Annotated in this window: 17 protein-coding genes; 9 read left to right on the top strand and 8 right to left on the bottom strand. The window is 65.1% G+C overall.

The window, feature by feature from the left end; genetic code table 11:
- Positions 1-26: 26 nt before the first annotated feature.
- Positions 27-203, top strand: a complete 177-nt coding sequence (locus QTH87_RS21055; protein ID WP_286612011.1) for a hypothetical protein — start codon at positions 27-29, stop codon at positions 201-203.
- A 180-nt stretch (positions 204-383) separates the two neighbouring features.
- On the opposite strand, the gene QTH87_RS21050 is transcribed toward QTH87_RS21055, so the two are convergent.
- The gene (locus tag QTH87_RS21050; protein ID WP_286612010.1) at positions 384-1,151 is read right to left on the bottom strand and encodes a fumarylacetoacetate hydrolase family protein; all 768 of its coding nucleotides are present in this window, start codon (positions 1,149-1,151) and stop codon (positions 384-386) included.
- Between the two features lie 27 nt (positions 1,152-1,178).
- Complete coding sequence (locus QTH87_RS21045; protein ID WP_286612009.1) at positions 1,179-2,075, bottom strand: LysR family transcriptional regulator ArgP; 897 nt, start codon at positions 2,073-2,075, stop codon at positions 1,179-1,181.
- 73 nt (positions 2,076-2,148) lie between these two features.
- Here QTH87_RS21045 and QTH87_RS21040 point away from each other — a divergent pair, with 73 nt between their 5' ends.
- The 3 genes from QTH87_RS21040 to QTH87_RS21030 all read left to right on the top strand — a co-directional run bounded on the left by QTH87_RS21040 (position 2,149) and on the right by QTH87_RS21030 (position 5,123).
- Positions 2,149-2,802 carry a LysE/ArgO family amino acid transporter gene (locus tag QTH87_RS21040; RefSeq protein ID WP_286612008.1) on the top strand — a complete coding sequence of 218 codons (654 nt, stop codon included), beginning with the start codon at positions 2,149-2,151 and terminating at the stop codon, positions 2,800-2,802.
- 136 nt (positions 2,803-2,938) lie between these two features.
- A complete protein-coding gene (locus QTH87_RS21035; protein WP_286612007.1) occupies positions 2,939-4,837 on the top strand; it encodes a hybrid sensor histidine kinase/response regulator in 1,899 nt (632 codons plus the stop codon).
- Between the two features lie 58 nt (positions 4,838-4,895).
- Positions 4,896-5,123: a hypothetical protein gene (locus tag QTH87_RS21030; RefSeq protein ID WP_286612006.1), complete on the top strand. Its 228-nt coding sequence runs from the start codon at positions 4,896-4,898 to the stop codon at positions 5,121-5,123.
- 48 nt (positions 5,124-5,171) lie between these two features.
- Here QTH87_RS21030 and QTH87_RS21025 read toward each other — a convergent pair whose 3' ends face one another.
- The 3 genes from QTH87_RS21025 to QTH87_RS21015 all read right to left on the bottom strand — a co-directional run bounded on the left by QTH87_RS21025 (position 5,172) and on the right by QTH87_RS21015 (position 6,907).
- Positions 5,172-5,405 carry a DUF2789 domain-containing protein gene (locus QTH87_RS21025; RefSeq protein WP_286612005.1) on the bottom strand — a complete coding sequence of 78 codons (234 nt, stop codon included), beginning with the start codon at positions 5,403-5,405 and terminating at the stop codon, positions 5,172-5,174.
- 91 nt (positions 5,406-5,496) lie between these two features.
- Positions 5,497-6,063 (bottom strand): hypothetical protein, encoded by a 567-nt coding sequence (locus QTH87_RS21020; RefSeq protein WP_286612004.1) that lies wholly within the window; start codon positions 6,061-6,063, stop codon positions 5,497-5,499.
- Positions 6,064-6,289: 226 nt separating this feature from the next.
- Positions 6,290-6,907, bottom strand: coding sequence for an H-NS family nucleoid-associated regulatory protein (locus QTH87_RS21015; protein WP_286612003.1), 618 nt, complete (start codon positions 6,905-6,907; stop codon positions 6,290-6,292).
- Positions 6,908-7,078: 171 nt separating this feature from the next.
- Between QTH87_RS21015 and QTH87_RS21010 the strand changes: the two genes are divergently transcribed.
- The 3 genes from QTH87_RS21010 to QTH87_RS21000 all read left to right on the top strand — a co-directional run bounded on the left by QTH87_RS21010 (position 7,079) and on the right by QTH87_RS21000 (position 9,710).
- On the top strand, positions 7,079-8,314 hold the full coding sequence (locus QTH87_RS21010) for an ABC transporter substrate-binding protein (protein ID WP_286612002.1): 1,236 nt from the start codon (positions 7,079-7,081) through the stop codon (positions 8,312-8,314).
- Between the two features lie 273 nt (positions 8,315-8,587).
- Positions 8,588-9,244 (top strand): hypothetical protein, encoded by a 657-nt coding sequence (locus tag QTH87_RS21005; protein WP_286612001.1) that lies wholly within the window; start codon positions 8,588-8,590, stop codon positions 9,242-9,244.
- A gap of 94 nt (positions 9,245-9,338) precedes the next feature.
- A complete protein-coding gene (locus tag QTH87_RS21000; RefSeq protein ID WP_286612000.1) occupies positions 9,339-9,710 on the top strand; it encodes a hypothetical protein in 372 nt (123 codons plus the stop codon).
- 46 nt (positions 9,711-9,756) lie between these two features.
- Here QTH87_RS21000 and QTH87_RS20995 read toward each other — a convergent pair whose 3' ends face one another.
- From QTH87_RS20995 to QTH87_RS20985, 3 genes are all read right to left on the bottom strand, one after another.
- Entirely contained in the window at positions 9,757-10,185 is a 429-nt protein-coding gene (locus QTH87_RS20995; protein ID WP_286611999.1) for a peptidase associated/transthyretin-like domain-containing protein, read from the bottom strand.
- Positions 10,186-10,290: 105 nt separating this feature from the next.
- Positions 10,291-11,553: a carbohydrate porin gene (locus QTH87_RS20990; RefSeq protein ID WP_286611998.1), complete on the bottom strand. Its 1,263-nt coding sequence runs from the start codon at positions 11,551-11,553 to the stop codon at positions 10,291-10,293.
- A 403-nt stretch (positions 11,554-11,956) separates the two neighbouring features.
- Complete coding sequence (locus QTH87_RS20985) at positions 11,957-12,514, bottom strand: hypothetical protein (protein ID WP_286611997.1); 558 nt, start codon at positions 12,512-12,514, stop codon at positions 11,957-11,959.
- 391 nt (positions 12,515-12,905) lie between these two features.
- On the opposite strand from QTH87_RS20985, the gene gad reads away from it, so the two are divergent.
- Together gad and gadC are read left to right on the top strand one after the other, a co-directional pair.
- A complete protein-coding gene (gene gad / locus QTH87_RS20980; RefSeq protein ID WP_286611996.1) occupies positions 12,906-14,306 on the top strand; it encodes a glutamate decarboxylase in 1,401 nt (466 codons plus the stop codon).
- Between the two features lie 187 nt (positions 14,307-14,493).
- Positions 14,494-16,026, top strand: coding sequence for a glutamine/gamma-aminobutyrate antiporter GadC (gene gadC, locus QTH87_RS20975; protein ID WP_286611995.1), 1,533 nt, complete (start codon positions 14,494-14,496; stop codon positions 16,024-16,026).
- The last annotated feature ends 5 nt before the right edge of the window (positions 16,027-16,031 follow it).

The raw sequence follows: 16,031 nt of genomic DNA, 5'->3' as shown, positions 1-16,031 counted from the left end.
GCAGAAGGGCACCGCACGATGGGTTCATGACCGATCCACGCAATGTCGCGCACGACAAAAAAGTGCACCAGGAGAAAAAGCATCGCGGCGAGGAAATCGCACCGGGTGCGGAACATGCACCGCAACCAGGGCAGAAGCCCGCCATCAAGCAGGCTGACGCCGGCAAGATCGAGCCGGACGAAAAGACGACCGCTGATTCCTGATGTTCGATTGCCCGAGTGCGCGGGGCTGCGAAGCGAGGGGCGGTCGTACTACCGGGCGATGCGCAGCCGGGCGCTCTTCGCGAGCGCGGCTTGGAGCGCTGCCTTGGCGCTCTATCTCCGGCGCTTCAGGGTCTGGTTCGGCACGGCGCGCGCAGACGGCAAGGACGGTTGAAGGCGCCGTCAGAGCTGGACTTCGGCGCTTCCGATGCCGGGAAACTCGGCACGCACCCGATCGCCTGCGGCCGCCATGGCCAGACCGCACCAGGTTCCAGTGGTCAGCACCGTGCCGGCGCGAACTGTGCGGCCGTCTCGCGTGGCGTGGCGCAACCATGCAGGCAGCAACCAGGCCGGATCGCCCATGGAATGCGTTCCCTGGAACGTCAGTGCCGGCCCTGAACCGATGGTGAGGCGACAGGTCTGGGTCGACCAGTCGGGTGGCGAGAAGGCTTGCCAGGCGCCCAGCACGAGCGCGCCGTGAGACAGCAGGTCGGCCATCTTCGCCAAGTCCGGCGCCGCCAAGGCCTCGCTCCAACGCGAATCCACCAGCTCGATCGAAACGCACATCGCGTCGACCAGCCTCGATGCCGATCGCGGATCGAGAGCCGCCGCCCTTGCGGCATCGATGTCGCTTCCCATGCGCAGTGCAATCTCGGCCTCGATGCCGCGCAGGTGGAAGTGCCAGCCCCGCGCGTCGGCCGGGCTGGCCCAGACGCCGGTCGGCGGAAGCGGGGCGTGCGCGGCCTGCGCCTCGCGCGATGGGCCGCCGGATTTCCAGTGACCCGCGGCGCTGCCGGTGCGCTCGTTGTCGTCGAACCAGTGCAGGGCGCGGGCGACGCTCTCCTGCACCGCGTACGCATCGGCCGCGTCGGCCAGGTCCGGCGCCGGCACGGGACGGCGGGTCTCGCGTGCCTTCAGGAGCGCGTGCGTGGCTCGATCGATGGGGGTCATGCGGGGTCCTTCCTTCTTCAGCTGCAATCATGCCGGTCTCAGGGCCTTGCGCGCCGCCGTGAGCAGCCGACGGGTCAGCCCCTCGAGCAGCGTCGATGCCGCGCGTGCCTGTTGCCAATAGAGGGGCACGTCGAGCGGCGTGCGCGGCACCAGCTCGACCAGCGAGCCGTCCGCGAGGCAGGGCGCGACCAGGGCCTCCGGATGCAGGCCCCAGCCCATGCCGGCCACGGTCGCCGTGACGAAGGCCTGCGATGACGGCAGCGTGTGGCGCGGCATTTCCACATGACGATGGCAGTGGCGGCGTGCCCATTGCGTCTGTAATTCGTCCTTGGCGTTGAAGACCAGGCTGGGCGCTCGCGCCAGGCTGGCGGCGCCAATGCCGCGAGAGAAATGGCGGGCCATGAATGCCGGGCTTGCGGTCGCCAGGTAGCGCATCGCGCCCAGAGGCCGGACATTGCAGCCGGCGGCCGCGCGTGCGGTACCGGTTACTGCTGCGAGCACTGCACCGCTGCGCAGCCAGTCGGCAGTGTGCTCCTGGTCGTCCACCGCGATCTCCATGAGCACCGGTGCCTCGGCCGCGAAGGCGGCCATCGCGGGTGCGAACCATGTGGCCAGGCTATCGGCATTGACGGCCACCGGCAGCGGCACGCGCGCGACGCCCTCGGGCGCGAGTGCGGGCAGCGCCCCTTCGAGATCCTGCTCGAGCAGGCGGACGCGATCGACGTGCTGACAGAGTCGGCGGCCGGTGTCGGTGGGCCGGCAGGGTTGCTCGCGCACGACGAGTGCGCAGCCGACCTGCTCCTCGAGTCCGCGCACCCGCTGCGAGACGGCCGACGGCGTGACGTGCAGTGCGCGGGCGGCGCGTTCGAAGCTTCCGGTGCGCACCACCGCGGCCAGTGCGGCGAGCGAGGCGTAGTCGAGCATGGATTCAGTTTTACTTAATTGAGCTTAAGAAAGAGAGTTTGTCTTCATCACGCCCGGGTGGCAAGCTGATGCCATGTCCCACCTTCACGACCACGCCACGCAAGCCTTGTCCGTCTTCGTCCAGGGCTTCGCGCTCAGCCTGGGCCTGATCGTGGCCATCGGCGCCCAGAATGCCTTCGTGCTGCGCCAGGGGCTGCGAAGAGAGCATGTGGGCACCATCGTCGCGTTCTGCGCCCTGGCCGATGCGGCATTGATCGCGGCCGGCGTGCTGGGCATGGCGCAGGTGCTGGGCGAGCGGCCGGCGCTGGCTCGCCTGCTGGCGCTGGCAGGCGCCGCCTTCCTGGCGGTCTATGGGGTGCAGGCGCTGCGCCGCGCGCGCGGCGCACAGCGGCTCCAGGCGGCGGCGAAGGGGCCGGCGTCGCGCGGCCGCGCTGCGGCCCTGGCGCAGGCCGCGGCCTTCACGCTGCTCAATCCGCACGTCTACCTCGACACCGTGGTGCTGGTGGGCAGCATCGGCGCCCGCCACCCTGCGGCGTTGCGCGGCTGGTTCATCGCCGGCGCCAGCGTGACCAGCCTTGCCTGGTTCGTTCTGCTGGGTTACGGCGCGCGCTGGGCGGCGCCGTGGTTCGCCCGTCCGCGGGCCTGGCAGATGCTGGACGCGCTGATCGGCCTGACCATGATCGGCCTGGCCTTGCTGCTGGTTCACAGCGTCACGTCGGACGCCTGACGCAAGCCTGGTACGGCCGCAGCGGGGCCTGCAACCCCGGCCTCTGCGCTTACCATTGCCTTCGCATTCGAGCCAGACCGGTTCGTCTGGTTTGCAATCCGAGGGTGCCGTGGACCAAGCTTCCCAATCTTTCCCGATGCTGAGCACCGAACAGGGCTATCGCCTGCTGGTCGATGCGGTCGCCGACTACGCGATCTATATGCTCGATCCGCAGGGCCGCGTGGCGAGCTGGAACTCGGGGGCCGAGCGGCTCAAGGGCTACACGGCGGCCGAGATCATCGGCCGGCATTTCTCCAGCTTCTATCTGTCCGACGACGTTCGCACCGGCCTGCCGTCCCGGGCGTTGGCGACCGCCGAGCGCGAGGGCCGGTTCGAGGCCGAGGGATGGCGCCAGCGCAAGGACGGCACCCGCTTCTGGGCCCAGGTGGTGGTGCGGCCGATCCGCTCGCCGGACGGCACCCTGATCGGCTACGCCAAGGTGACGCGCGATCTCTCGGAGCGTCATGCGGCCCGGGAGGCGCTCGAGCGCAGCAACGAGCAGTTCAAGCTGCTGGTCCAGGCCGTGACCGACTATGCGATCTACATGCTCGACCCGGAAGGCGTCGTGACCAACTGGAACGTCGGCGCCGAGCGCACCAAGGGCTATGCGCCCCACGAGGTGATCGGCACCAATTTCTCCCGCTTCTACCGTGCCGAGGACCAGGCGCTCGGAGCCCCGGCCCGGGCGCTCGCCACGGCTGCAGCCGAGGGGCGCTTCGAAGGCGAAGGCTGGCGCGTGCGCAAGGACGGCACCGAGTTCTGGGCCAACGTCGTCATCGATCCGATCCGCGGCACCGAGGGCCAGCTGATCGGCTTCGCCAAGGTCACGCGCGACATCACCGAGAAGCGCAATGCGCAGCTGGCGCTCGAGCAGGCGCGCGAGGCACTGTTCCAGTCGCAGAAGCTCGATGCCATCGGCCAGCTCACGGGCGGTGTGGCGCATGATTTCAACAACCTGTTGATGGTGGTCCTCACGAGCCTCGAGCTGCTGCGGCGGCACCTGCCCACCGACGACCAGAAGCTGGCCCGGCTGGTGGAGAACGCCGCCTCTGCAGCCAAGCGTGGCGTCTCGCTGACGCAGCGCATGCTGGCCTTCGCGCGGCGCCAGGACCTGCGGCCGACCGCGGTCGACATCCAGCCCCTGGTCGCCGGCATGAAGGACATGCTCGAGCGCACTCTCGGGCCGACCATCCGCATCCGCGAGCACTACGCGGCCGACCTGCGCCCGGCGCTGGTCGATCCGCATCAGCTCGAGCTCGCGATCCTCAACCTGGCCGTCAATGCGCGCGACGCCATGCCCGAAGGCGGCGAGCTGTCGCTCGAGGCCAGTGAAACGCAAGGCAACGGGGCCTCGGAAGCGAAGATCGGTCCGTTCATTCGCCTGACGCTCACGGACAGTGGCGCGGGAATGAGCGCCGCAACGCTTTCGCGCGCCATGGAACCGTTCTTCACCACCAAGGGCGTGGGCAAGGGCACGGGCCTTGGGCTGGCGATGGTGCATGGGCTGGCGGTGCAGTCGGGCGGGCGCTTCCTGCTCGAGAGCTCCGAAGGCGTCGGCACCTCGGCCTCCCTGTGGCTGCCGATCGCGGGACGCCAGTGGGCTGCAGCGTCCGTGCCATCCGCGCCGCTGCGGCCGGTGTCGAAGACCGCGCGGCTCGAGATCCTCGCGGTGGACGACGACCCGCTGGTGTTGACGGGAACAGTCTCGATGCTGGAAGACCTGGGCCATACGGTACACGCGGCATCATCGGCCGCCGAGGCGCTGCGCGTGCTCGGAGAGCAGCCGCAGATCACGGTCGTGCTCTCGGATCAGGTCATGCCGGCCATGAGCGGGCTGCAACTCTTCGAGCGCCTGCGCAGGGAGTGGCCCGGCCTGCGGCTGATCCTGGCCTCGGGCTACGCCGAGATCCCGGTCGACCTCGACCCTGAACTGGCCAAGCTGGCCAAGCCCTTCGACATGGAGCAACTCGCACGCGCGATCGCAAAGGTCGCCTGAGCCGTTGTCTTAGGGCCGCGCGAAGCGATCGCGGCCTTGTTTTTGCTTGTCCGCTGGCATGCCGGGCAGAAAGCTGAACCCCATCGAACATATCGCGGTGCTGGACCAGGTCGGGAAAAAGCACGTGGTCGTCAAATATGCCGGGCCTGCGGAGGCGGCGGTCCGCAAGGACGACCCGGCCGAGGTCGAATTCAGGCTCGCCAACGGACAGCGCGTCGACCCGGTGGGCGACCAGGGCTTTCGAAGCACCGACGGCAGGCTCGAACTGCACAAGTTGTTGCAGTGAGCCGGCATACGCGGCCCGCAGGGATGACGATGCGGCTTTCGGCGCGGCTCAGGCGCGCAGCGCGAGGTTGAGCTGGTCGACGACCTCCGCCCAGTCGGCATCTTCCTTGAGTTCCTCGCGCAGAAACTGGCCCTGCGCCGAGGTCCAGAAGGGGGCATCGGCGAGCCGTACCTCCTCGGGCAGCGGACGATGCCGGGCGATGAAGGCCTGGACGTCCGCTTCGGTGTTCGGCAGGCCGAGCTGCGCGAAGAGGTCGTGCATGGTGTGGTTGCTGAGATCCATGGTGCGAGTCCGGTAAAGAGCGGTGACGCGACCTTAGCGCACCTGCGCCGCGCCGTGAGTCAGGCAAGGGCGCGCCTTGCGCCTGGCCGAATCAGCCCTTTCTCTTCTTGCGCAGCAGCTCGACCATGCCGGGGCGCGGTTGCGGCGGCGGTGGCGAGCCGTCACGGCCCTCGCGGTAGGCCGTACGCTGCGACTGCAGCGCGGCAGCCAGGGCAGCGACGCTTGCGCTGTCGTAGCGCCAGATGCCCGTCACGGCGAAGTGCCCGGCCGGGCCTCGCTGCGGCTTGGGCGCCACGTGGATGTCCTGAGCGCCGATGCTCTGCAGGATGTCGGACCGTGCCCGTGCCAGCAGGGCTTCCTGGCCATCGAAGTCGGTGATGTTGCGGCTCAGTTCGATGCCGACCATCTGCAGCGAGGGAAAGCGTTCGGCCAGGAAGCTGACCACCTCGGCCAGCACCAGCTTCGGCAGTGCACCGGCCCGGAAGCTCGCGAAATCGACGGTGACGAAGTTCTTGATCAGGACCTCGGTGCGGTCCGGATTCGGCGTGACCGATTGCACCTGCCCGATCAGCACCGCGCCATCGAAGACCTCGATGGCTTCCCCGAGCACATAGTCCCGGCCCTGCGGGCCCGTGAGTCGAAGTCCGTCGCTGCTCATGGGGTACCCACCTCGCAGCACCCGGAGAACGCGATGCGACCCGCCCGGGCAGTGCCGGAAGTGGCTTCGGAAGGCAGCAAGGTGGTCATGCCCGGAGCTTATCGACGTTGAGCACGGCGGTGGCTTCGATGCAGCGCATGCACCACCTTCGCGCGTGAAGCAAGTCGCATTCCTTGCGGTCACGCGATGGCGTGAGACCTCGGAGGCCCCGGATTGGCGTCAGTTGCTACTTCAGGAAGTCCTGCAGCGTCTTGCCGCTGTCCAGCGCGGCCTTGAGCCAGCCGGGCTTCGGACCGCGGCCGGTCCAGGAATGGCCGGCGTCGTCGCGGTACGTCACCTTGGATGGCGCGCGCTTGCTCTTGCCGGCAGCCTTTCCGACCTTGCCTGCCTTGGTGCTGCGCGACGCGGTCGCGCTGGCGGCGACGCCAGATCCGTCAACGCGGAACTCCTCGAGCGACCGACCCGATGCCAGCGCTTCCTTGAGCCAGCCCGGACGCGGTCCGCGGCCGGACCATGCATTGCCGTGGCTGTCCGCGAAGGCGGGACTCGACTTGGCCTTGCCTGCGGTCGTGGACCGTCGGGCTTTGCCGGAGGATGCGGGCGTTTCGAGTCCGAGATGCGCGGCGGTCAATCCGTAGTGAGCGATAGCCACCTTGATCCGCTCGACGACGCCCGTCACTTCCTTGCTGCGCAGCGATTCGGCCTGTCGCTGCAATTGCTCGATCTGCTTCTGAAGCTGTTTGTAAGTCAGTGCCATTGATGTCGTATGGGGTTTGAAAGGCCTACAGCTTACTCCTCGGCGAGCAATTGCCCGAGCAATCTGAAGCTGGAACAGGCGAGTCACGACGACTCGGACTTTGTTTTCGTCTCCGTCCAATGACAAATCAGTGAGCTCGTTGTGCAAAACCTCACGAAATGCTGGTCTTCGAGCGTCCTTACCCGGACAAACACGTACGAGGGGCACGGGCGGGCTGCGGACGATGCGCCCCGCACACCAACCCCCAGGAGACAAGAAATGAAGAAGTTCGCCTACGCCGTGACGCTTGCTGCCGTGCTGGCGTCGACAGGGCTCGTTCCTGCTTCGGCCCACGCACAGGCTGCTCCAGGCGCTCCTGGAGCCATCCGCATCGGCGTGATAGGCCCGCTGACCGGACCGTCGTCCGACTTCGGACTGCCGATGCTCAACGGCATCAAGCTTGCCATCGACGAGATCAACTCCTTCGGTGGCTATCTGGGCAGACCATTGGAACTGGTGATCAAGGATGACCAGGCCAATCCGGAATTGGGACTCAAACTGTCTCAGGAATTGGTGAAGGAGAAGGTCATTGCAACCATCGGCTTCTGCAACACGGGTGTGGCAATGAAGTCTCTGGACGTATTTCAGAACAGTCGGACGCCGCTTCTGGTGCCGTGCACGACAGGGACCCCCGTGACGACGAAGTTTCCGCCGGCAGAGAGTTACATCTTTCGCAATGCACCGCGCGACGGCATTCAGGCGCCGTTCATGGTGGACGAGATCGTGGCGCGCGGACTCAACAAGGTTGCGGTCTTTGCGGACAACACCGGCTACGGCGAGGGCGGACTGCAGGACGTCAAGAAGGCACTTGCGAAGAAGAAGCTCGAACCGGTCTATGTGGGGCGCTTCGATCTCGGCGTCAATGACGTGACCGAGCAACTCAAGGAGGCGCGCAAGGCGGGCGCCAACGTGCTCTTCATCTACACCGTGGCGCCACAGAATGCGGTGATTGCGAATGGCCGGCAGTCACTGGGCTGGAAGGTTCCGCAGGTTGGCGCATGGGCGCTGTCGTTTCCGCTGTTCATCGACGGTGCGAAGGAAGCGGCGGAAGGTTCGCTCATGGCTTTGAGCTTCGTGGCCGAGCCGACCAACGAGCGCCGTGCCACCTTTCTGGCCCGCTACGCGCGCAAGTTCGACGCCAAGCGCATCCCGGTGCCGATGGCGGCTGCACAAGCCTATGACGCGACCTATCTGCTGGCCCATGCGGTGCTGAGCCTGCCCGGCGACCGCCTCGACGGCCCAAGCATCAAATCGGCGCTTGAGAACCCCAAGCGTGCGTACTACGGCGTCGTGACCACCTACGACCGCCCCTTCAGCAGCGAAGACAAGGAAGCGCTCAGCGCCAACATGCTCGTGGTGGGTCTGGTGAAGAACGGGCAGGTCACCTTCGCCCATCCCGAGGATGCTGCGCGCAACAGCTTCGTGCAGCGCAAGCAGGCGGGGCTTGCGCAGTAGGTAAGAAGGAACCGGAAATGGGGCCGCTCGCATGGGGAAGGGTCCCAACGCATTCCCACATCGCGCCAGTGATTGCACTGACTGTCCCCGGCTCACCGCTTCAAACTTATACGCTAACGGCCGACGGGGTGTGTGCTTCGTGATCTTGGAGGTTGTTTGCTGTGCTTGGATGATTCGCAATTATTAGCGTGTAAGCCGTTAGCGTATTTGAATCGTCGGGTCGAGCGCCGTCCGCTGTGCTCCAATCACTCGCCCGAGAAACGAGGAACCGCCATGCGAAGAGTTGTCAGTGCCGTTCTGGCGCTAGGGTTGATCAGCGGTTGCAGCACGCGGCCTGCGTCGCCCCAAACCGGCAAGGGCGAGGGCGCCGCCTACATGCCGGTGGTGGACATGGTGGGCGTCGAACCTGCCGCCTTCGCCTCGGATCTGGACGCCTGCCGCAATGCCGCGGAGAAGATTCGCGTCATGCGCACGCTGCCAACGGATACGGACACTCTCGATGCCCTCGCGATCGGCGTCGCGATCGTGTTCCCGCTCGGTGTGGTTGCCGCGGCGGCGCTCGGCGGCATCGCCGCCGTCGTGACCGACAGTCCGAACGGCGTCCCGGCCGATCCCAAGATGAAGCAGCTGGCCCTGGTGAATTGCATGGCGATGCGAGGCTACAAGAACCTGGATCCGAACGTCACGGCGACCTATGTCGTCCTGCCCAAGACCGATCTGCAGACGCCACGCAAGACAGGCCAGGACACCTACGTGGCCGAGAGCTTTGCCAAGGCGAACCAATGCAGTGCTGCGCCGAGGGCCGTGCTCGAAGACAAGGGGCCAGGGTTTGAGCGCTACAGCGTAGCCTGCGCCGACGGGCGCTCCATGAAGCTGCGCTGCGAATTCGGCAACTGCACGCTGCAGGTCGCCGCCGCGGCGGCCGACTGAGGATTGCGGTGGTCTGCGCCAAATGCGACGTCAACGTGATTTACGCACGGCCCGACGTGATTGCCCGGCATGGGCTGCACCTAAACTCGGCGCCATGAGCAGCACCAACCCCACTCATGCCCAGCGCTGCACGCAGCCGGTGGTCGAACTGCGCCAGGAAGCCGGTGCCTTTACCTATGGCATCCGCGCTCCGCGTGCCAGGGGAGTGGTGCCACCCGTCTCGTTCATCGAGGGCGGCTTCTCGAGCCTGTCGGCTTGCCTGCTGCATGTGGCTCGCGGACTCGCAGGCAACTTCCCGCGCATCTATGTCCGATTCGAAGACGCTTGCGTAGGAGAGCAGGACATCGTCGACCTGCAGGCAAGGCCCGAGCACGTGGCGGGCTTGCTGGAGGCCAGGTTGCGCGCCGCCAGGGCGGCACCACAGGCGAGCCATCAAGCGCCCGCTGTGGAATCGCTGCCGGTTTGATCTCGTGCGCGGACCGGCACGTCCGCCGCATTCGGGATCGCGGGGGCTACAGCCTGAAATCGACCGTGCGCGGCGCGCTGCCGACCTCGACGGTCTGCGTCTGAGGCGCCTTGCCGCCAGGTGCCGTGGCCTCGATCGTGTAGCGGCCGGCGGGAATGTCGATCAGGCAGATCGGGCCTGCGGAAGAGGGCACGGACAGCACGGCCGCGCCTGAGCTGTTCTTGATCGTGAACGCGACCGAGGCATAGAACTCGCCTTGCGGATTCGCAAAAACCAGAGACAGCGGATGGTTGCGCTGCGCGCCGCGGAAGGCTTCAGTCTGGCCCGAGCCGATGCCGCCACAAACCCACTTCGCATTGCCTTGCGCCTGCAGTGCCGGCACGCCGGTCGGTTGAGCCTGGACCACGCCGTGCGAGGCAAGTGCGGAGAGACAGACGATGGTGCTCGTGGTCAGGATGGAAAGGGAACGACGCATGGAAAAGGTCCTTGGTGTTGAGGGTGCGAAATATCTTCCGTGCCGCTTGCAGCGATGTCAATCAGCGGTCTTCGTCGGCCGCGAGTGTTCACGATTCAGCGCGGTTCAGAACAGGAAGGTCGCGCGCAGCGATCCGACCCAGACGGAATCGCGCGTCGGATGGAGCGCGGGATTGCTGATGTACTGGACCGAAGGCGTCAGCAGCAGTCCGCCGAACACCGTCCAGGTCCAATAGGCCTCGACCATCACCTCGTCGCGCGCGCCGGCCGGATTGGTGGGTGGATTGGCCGCGACGCTGGTGCCGACGGCCACTGCGATCTGATCGGTCGAGGCGCGCTTCAACGGATTGTTCATCGCGACGCCGACTGCATAGGATCGCTTGATCGACGTCACGTAGCCGCTGGCGCCATTGGCCCGCCCGAAGACACCCCAGGTGTCGTCGAGGTTCTGAACTGCATTGATCGACCATGCCCTCGTCGATTCCTGCGAAGGAAGACTCGGCGTGTCGAAGTACGAGAGCGAGTATTGGGATGACCCAAGTCCCGCGAACTGCGGGGTCCATTGAACGTAGCCGAACCAGGCGCAGCAGTCGTCGCCGATGTTCGTCGCGGTGATCTTCTTGCCTTCGAGGTTGTTGGTGCCCTGGAATCCCGCGGCCAGCTGCACGGTCTTGGTGGCGTTGTACTGGACGTAGGCGCCGAGTCCCGTGGTCAGGTAAGTGGCACTTCCGTTCTGGGCGAAGACGTAGTTGTTGAAGTTCTGCTGCTGACTGCCGAGATAGGCGTTGCCGTCGAAGTTGTACAGCGGGAACTGGCCCGCCGTGACCAGCCACTTGTTGTCGGGGCTGGCCTGCGTGTAGGTCAGCTGCGCAAAATTCTGGGTGTTTGCTCCGAAGTCATTGATCGGGGTGATCAGGCCGAGCTTCGACTGGATGTCGGCGGCATTCTGGTTCGTCGGGTACTTCACCAGGTTGTAGGCCATCTGGACCGAGCCCGTACCCCAGCGGCTGCTCTTGAAAGCCGTCCAATCGACGGAAGGAGAGACGTAGGCCTGCATCGCCGGGCTGCCACCATCGGGTGAACCCCACTGCTGCAGAAGACTCAGATCGAGCGAGTAACTGAGGTTTGCATCCTTCTGAACGCGGCCTTTCCATTCGACATAGTCGCGGTAGGCGCCCGAGATTTCCTGGTAGGGCGACTCGCGTTTTTGCGCACTCCGCAGCCGGTCGTGCATGCGGCCGATCTTGCCGACCTGTGCGACGTCGGAGCCTCCGAACAAGGGATCTTCGGGCGCGGCAGTCTGCGAAAGCGCGGGCGCCAGGAACAGCACGAGCGTGCTCGCGGTCAGTAGTCGGGGTGCGGGACTCATTGCGGTCTCTCCGAGGCAATTGAACCGGGTCGGGACCGTCTGTCGACGATAGGAATCTCCGGGTGCGGTCAAGAATTGTTGGGTGCGAGAAATGCCATCCGAAGCGGACCCGATCTCGTCCGGCGGGTCTTGCGCGGCGTTGCGTTTTCCAAGGCCTGAATACAGGACGCAGGAATTCGGCTCGTCGTCGATGGTGCCGACGACGGGCGATCGAAATCCGCCAGATGACGATGAATGCACGTCCGGCTGAACACTGCGCCACGGCTGAGGCCCAAGAACATGCATCACGCGCGCAGCGCAACGCAAACCGGTGGCACAGGCGGACTCCGAACGTGCTGGAAGAGGCACGCCGGATATCTGCCACTTCGGCGAACGGCGCCGCCTAGCGCCGTGTCGACGAGACTCAGCCCTTCTTGGCCAGTTGCGTCAGAACCGCTGCCGTGTAGACGATCTTCATCTGGTCGCCCACCTTGACGCCGCTCAGCTGTGCCGGGTCCTTCAGGTAGACCTGATGAAGCTGGCCGTACGGACCGAGAACCGTCACGCTGCCTTGCGCTTCGTTGATGCCCCAGATGTTGGTCACGACCGTGGTGCGCGTCAGCGCGTTGGCGCCTTGCGTCACGGACTGCTGCAGGTTCATGCGAATGCCGTCACCCTTCTGGAAGTCCAGGGCCACGGCACGGATGTAGGTCGCGTCGACCGTGTCGCCGACCTTCACGCCGGAGAGGTTGACACCCTTGCCGACCTGCACGGCGAAGGCATTGCCTTCGGCGCCCTTGAGGGTGACTACGCGATTCTTCGCATCGATCGCCGCGATCGTCGCCGAGACCGTCACTGCCTTCACGTTGCCGGCAGCGTCGATCACCACGGGCGTCTGGGCGGAGGCAGGCTGGACCAGCGCCGAGCCGGCGAAGACCATGGTGGCGCACACAGCACTGAGAGCGAACGAGGTGAATTTCAAGATAAGCACTCCAGAATTGATTAGAAACAAGGTCGTCCGGGAACGACATTGGCCGGGCCATGCAATGCATCTCCAAGCCCCCGAATCCTAGATGGAACGGTGCATTGGATTCCTGACAATTTTCATTTTGTTACACATTGCGGCGGATTGTTTGTACCCCATCAAACTAAGAGTGTTCAATGCTTTCGCGAGCAGTGATGGCCGACAACTGACTGCATGAACTCATAAAGTTGTAATAATTAATATATACAATCGTCGCGATGCGATCGATCGAATAAAACAAAAAGATGTGTTGAAAGGTTGCGTAGGATTTTCTGCGAACGGACCAGCGAGGCTTTTCTCGTGACGGTGCAGAAATACGCCGTCAAATCATGTAACTAAGGGGTAATTTATGGCAGCTAGGCAGTCTGGAACTCAACGTCCTTCGGCCCTGGATTCGCGCTTTGGCGCCGAATCAATGGGCCATGTGGCAGAAGCCCATGTCTTTCCGAAAAACGAGATGCGGCAGGACATTGCCTACCAGATCATTACGGATGAGCTCTACCTCGACGGCAATGCGCGCCAGAATCTGGCCACCTTCTGCCAGACCTGGGATGACGACAACGTCCACAAGCTGATGGATCTGTCGATCAACAAGAACTGGATCGACAAGGAAGAGTATCCCCAGTCCGCCGCCATCGATCTGCGCTGCGTGAACATGATGGCCGACCTCTGGAATGCGCCTCGGCCGGCCAATGGGCAGGCTACCGGTACCAACACCATCGGCTCCTCGGAAGCCTGCATGCTGGGCGGGATGGCGATGAAATGGCGCTGGCGCAAGCGCATGGAAGCGGCCGGCAAGCCCACCAACAAGCCGAACTTCGTCTGCGGACCGGTGCAGGTCTGCTGGCACAAGTTCGCGCGCTACTGGGACGTCGAGATCCGCGAGATCGAGATGGAGCCGGGCAAGTACTTCATGGACCCCGAGCGCATGGCGGCGGCCTGCGACGAGAACACGATCGGGGTGGTCCCCACCTTCGGCGTCACCTACACCGGCAACTACGAATTTCCCCAGGCGCTGCACGACGCACTCGACAAGCTGCACAAGGAAAAGGGCTGGGACATCGACATCCACGTCGATGCGGCCAGCGGCGGCTTCCTCGCGCCGTTCGTGGCGCCCGAGATCGTCTGGGATTTCCGGCTTCCCCGCGTGAAGTCGATCAGCACCTCGGGCCACAAGTTCGGGCTCGCGCCGCTGGGTTGCGGCTGGGTGATCTGGCGCGATGCCGAGGCGCTGCCCGACGAACTGGTGTTCAAGGTCGACTACCTCGGTGGGCAGGTGGGCACCTTCGCGATCAATTTCTCGCGCCCGGCCGGTCAGGTGATTGCGCAGTACTACGAGTTCCTGCGACTGGGCCGCGAGGGCTACACCAAGGTCCAGACCGCGCTCTATCAGGTGGCTTCCTTCATTGCAGGCGAAGTCGGCAAGCTCGGGCCCTTCGACTTCATCTGCAGCGGCGATCCCAAGCAGGGCATTCCCGCCGTCTGCTTCAAGATCAAGGACGGTGCCAACGTCGGCTACACGCTGTATGACCTGTCGGAGCGCCTGCGGCTGCGCGGCTGGCAGGTGCCTGCATTCGCGATGAGCGGGAAGGCGTCCGATACCGTCGTGATGCGGATCATGTGCCGACGCGGCTTCGAGATCGACTTCGCCGCCCTGTTCATCGACGACCTCAAGACCGCGCTGGACTACCTGGCGAAGCATCCCTCGGTGCATGGCGTGGCCAAGGAAGAAGGCTTCAATCACACCTGAGTCGCGTCGAGTCGAAGGCGAAGCGCCGCGCTCCCTTCGATCTCCCTGCGCCGCCGGTTCCGGGCCGTCGATGGTCCGGTGACTGGCACAGTCCGGGCGCCGCGATTCGTACGCCCGGTCCCGCATCCGTCTGCCGGCGGCGGTCGCCGCTTCCCAACCAAAAGCAAGAACTTCGAGGAAATGATCCATGTCTGACTCCACCGCCCCAAAGGCCACCGGCCTGACACCGGCCAAGAAACTAGGGATCGGCACCATCGCGATCATGAACATCGTGGCGGTCGTCAGCCTTCGCGGCCTGCCCGCGGAAGCCGAGTACGGCCTGAGCTCGATCTTCTACTACCTGTTCGCAGCGGTCTTCTTCCTGATCCCCGTCTCTCTGGTCGCCGCCGAACTGGCGACCGGCTGGTCCGAGAAGGGCGGCGTGTTCCGCTGGGTCGGCGAGGCCTTCGGCCCGCGGCTGGCCTTCCTGGCGATGTGCATGCTGTGGGTGGAAGTCACCGTCTGGTTTCCGACCGCACTCACCTTCGGTGCCGTCTCGCTGGCCTTCATCGGCCCCGACCAGCGCTGGGACGAAGCACTGTCCGCCAACAAGTACTTCATTCTCCTGATCGTGCTCGGCATCTACTGGCTGGCCACCTTCATCGCGTTTCGCGGCGTCGACACCTTCGCCAAGGTGTCGAAGTGGGGCGGGATCATCGGCACCATCATCCCGGCGATCATCCTCATCGTGCTCGGCTTTGCCTATCTGTTCTCGGGCAACACGCCGCAGATCAAGCTCGAGTGGAGCGAGGTGCTGCCGGACTTCACCAACTTCAACAACGTCGTGCTGGCCGCCAGCATCTTCCTGTTCTATGCGGGCATGGAGATGAACGCGATCCACGTGCAGGAAGTCGACAACCCGAAGCGCAACTATCCGATCGCGATCATGCTGTCGGCCATCGGCACCGTGCTGATCTTCGTGCTCGGCACGCTGGCCATCGCGTTCGTGATTCCGCAGGCGGACATCAACCTGACGCAGAGCCTGCTGGTCGCCTATGACGACATGTTCAAGTGGGCCGGCGTCCAGTGGCTGGGCCCGGTGGTCGCAGTGGCACTCGCGATCGGCGTGCTCGCGGGCGTCGTCACCTGGGTGGCCGGTCCGTCCTCCGGCTTGCTGGTCGTCGCCAAGGCGGGCTACCTGCCGCGCTGGTGGCAGCACACCAACGCCAAGGGCATGGCGACGCACATCCTGCTCGTGCAGGCCGGCCTCGTCACGCTGCTGTCGGTACTTTTCGTGGTGCTGCCGTCGGTGCAGTCGGTCTATCAGATCCTGAGCCAGCTGACCGTGATCCTGTATCTCGTGATGTACCTGCTGATGTTCGCCGCCGCCATCTACCTGCGGCACAGCCAGCCGAACCGCGAGCGGCCCTACCGGATTCCCGGCGGCAACCTGGGCATGTGGATCATCGGCGGTGCGGGCTTCCTCGGCTCGCTGCTGGCGTTCTTCTTCAGCTTCATTCCGCCGAGCCAGATCTCGGTCGGCAGCCCGTCGACCTATGTCGGGATCCTGGTCGGCCTGACGGTGTTCTTCTGCATCCTTCCTTTCGTGATCTACATGATGCGCAAGCCCGGCTGGCGCGACGAGAAGAACGACTTCGCACCGTTCACCTGGCAGGCCGCGACCACCGCCTCGACGAAGCCGGCGCCGACCGCAGCCGCCGGCGCGGCACGCAAGTCCTAGGAGCA

The organism is Variovorax jilinensis (genome assembly GCF_030316885.1).
GTDB classification, from domain to species: Bacteria; Pseudomonadota; Gammaproteobacteria; order Burkholderiales; family Burkholderiaceae_C; genus Variovorax; species Variovorax jilinensis.
Note: the sequence above shows the minus strand (reverse complement) of the source record. Positions and strands in the feature narration are given on the sequence as shown.

Coding starts and splice junctions, on each gene's coding strand:
- QTH87_RS20990 (WP_286611998.1), bottom strand. CDS start 11,553: ATGAGTCCCGCACCCCGACTACTGACCGCGAGCACGCTCGTGCTGTTC.
- QTH87_RS20995 (WP_286611999.1), bottom strand. CDS start 10,185: ATGCGTCGTTCCCTTTCCATCCTGACCACGAGCACCATCGTCTGTCTC.
- QTH87_RS21030 (WP_286612006.1), top strand. CDS start 4,896: ATGCCGGGCAGAAAGCTGAACCCCATCGAACATATCGCGGTGCTGGAC.
- QTH87_RS21010 (WP_286612002.1), top strand. CDS start 7,079: ATGAAGAAGTTCGCCTACGCCGTGACGCTTGCTGCCGTGCTGGCGTCG.
- QTH87_RS21025 (WP_286612005.1), bottom strand. CDS start 5,405: ATGGATCTCAGCAACCACACCATGCACGACCTCTTCGCGCAGCTCGGC.
- QTH87_RS21045 (WP_286612009.1), bottom strand. CDS start 2,075: ATGCTCGACTACGCCTCGCTCGCCGCACTGGCCGCGGTGGTGCGCACC.
- gad (WP_286611996.1), top strand. CDS start 12,906: ATGGCAGCTAGGCAGTCTGGAACTCAACGTCCTTCGGCCCTGGATTCG.
- QTH87_RS21035 (WP_286612007.1), top strand. CDS start 2,939: ATGCTGAGCACCGAACAGGGCTATCGCCTGCTGGTCGATGCGGTCGCC.
- QTH87_RS21020 (WP_286612004.1), bottom strand. CDS start 6,063: ATGAGCAGCGACGGACTTCGACTCACGGGCCCGCAGGGCCGGGACTAT.
- QTH87_RS21000 (WP_286612000.1), top strand. CDS start 9,339: ATGAGCAGCACCAACCCCACTCATGCCCAGCGCTGCACGCAGCCGGTG.
- gadC (WP_286611995.1), top strand. CDS start 14,494: ATGTCTGACTCCACCGCCCCAAAGGCCACCGGCCTGACACCGGCCAAG.
- QTH87_RS21005 (WP_286612001.1), top strand. CDS start 8,588: ATGCGAAGAGTTGTCAGTGCCGTTCTGGCGCTAGGGTTGATCAGCGGT.
- QTH87_RS21050 (WP_286612010.1), bottom strand. CDS start 1,151: ATGACCCCCATCGATCGAGCCACGCACGCGCTCCTGAAGGCACGCGAG.
- QTH87_RS21055 (WP_286612011.1), top strand. CDS start 27: ATGACCGATCCACGCAATGTCGCGCACGACAAAAAAGTGCACCAGGAG.
- QTH87_RS21040 (WP_286612008.1), top strand. CDS start 2,149: ATGTCCCACCTTCACGACCACGCCACGCAAGCCTTGTCCGTCTTCGTC.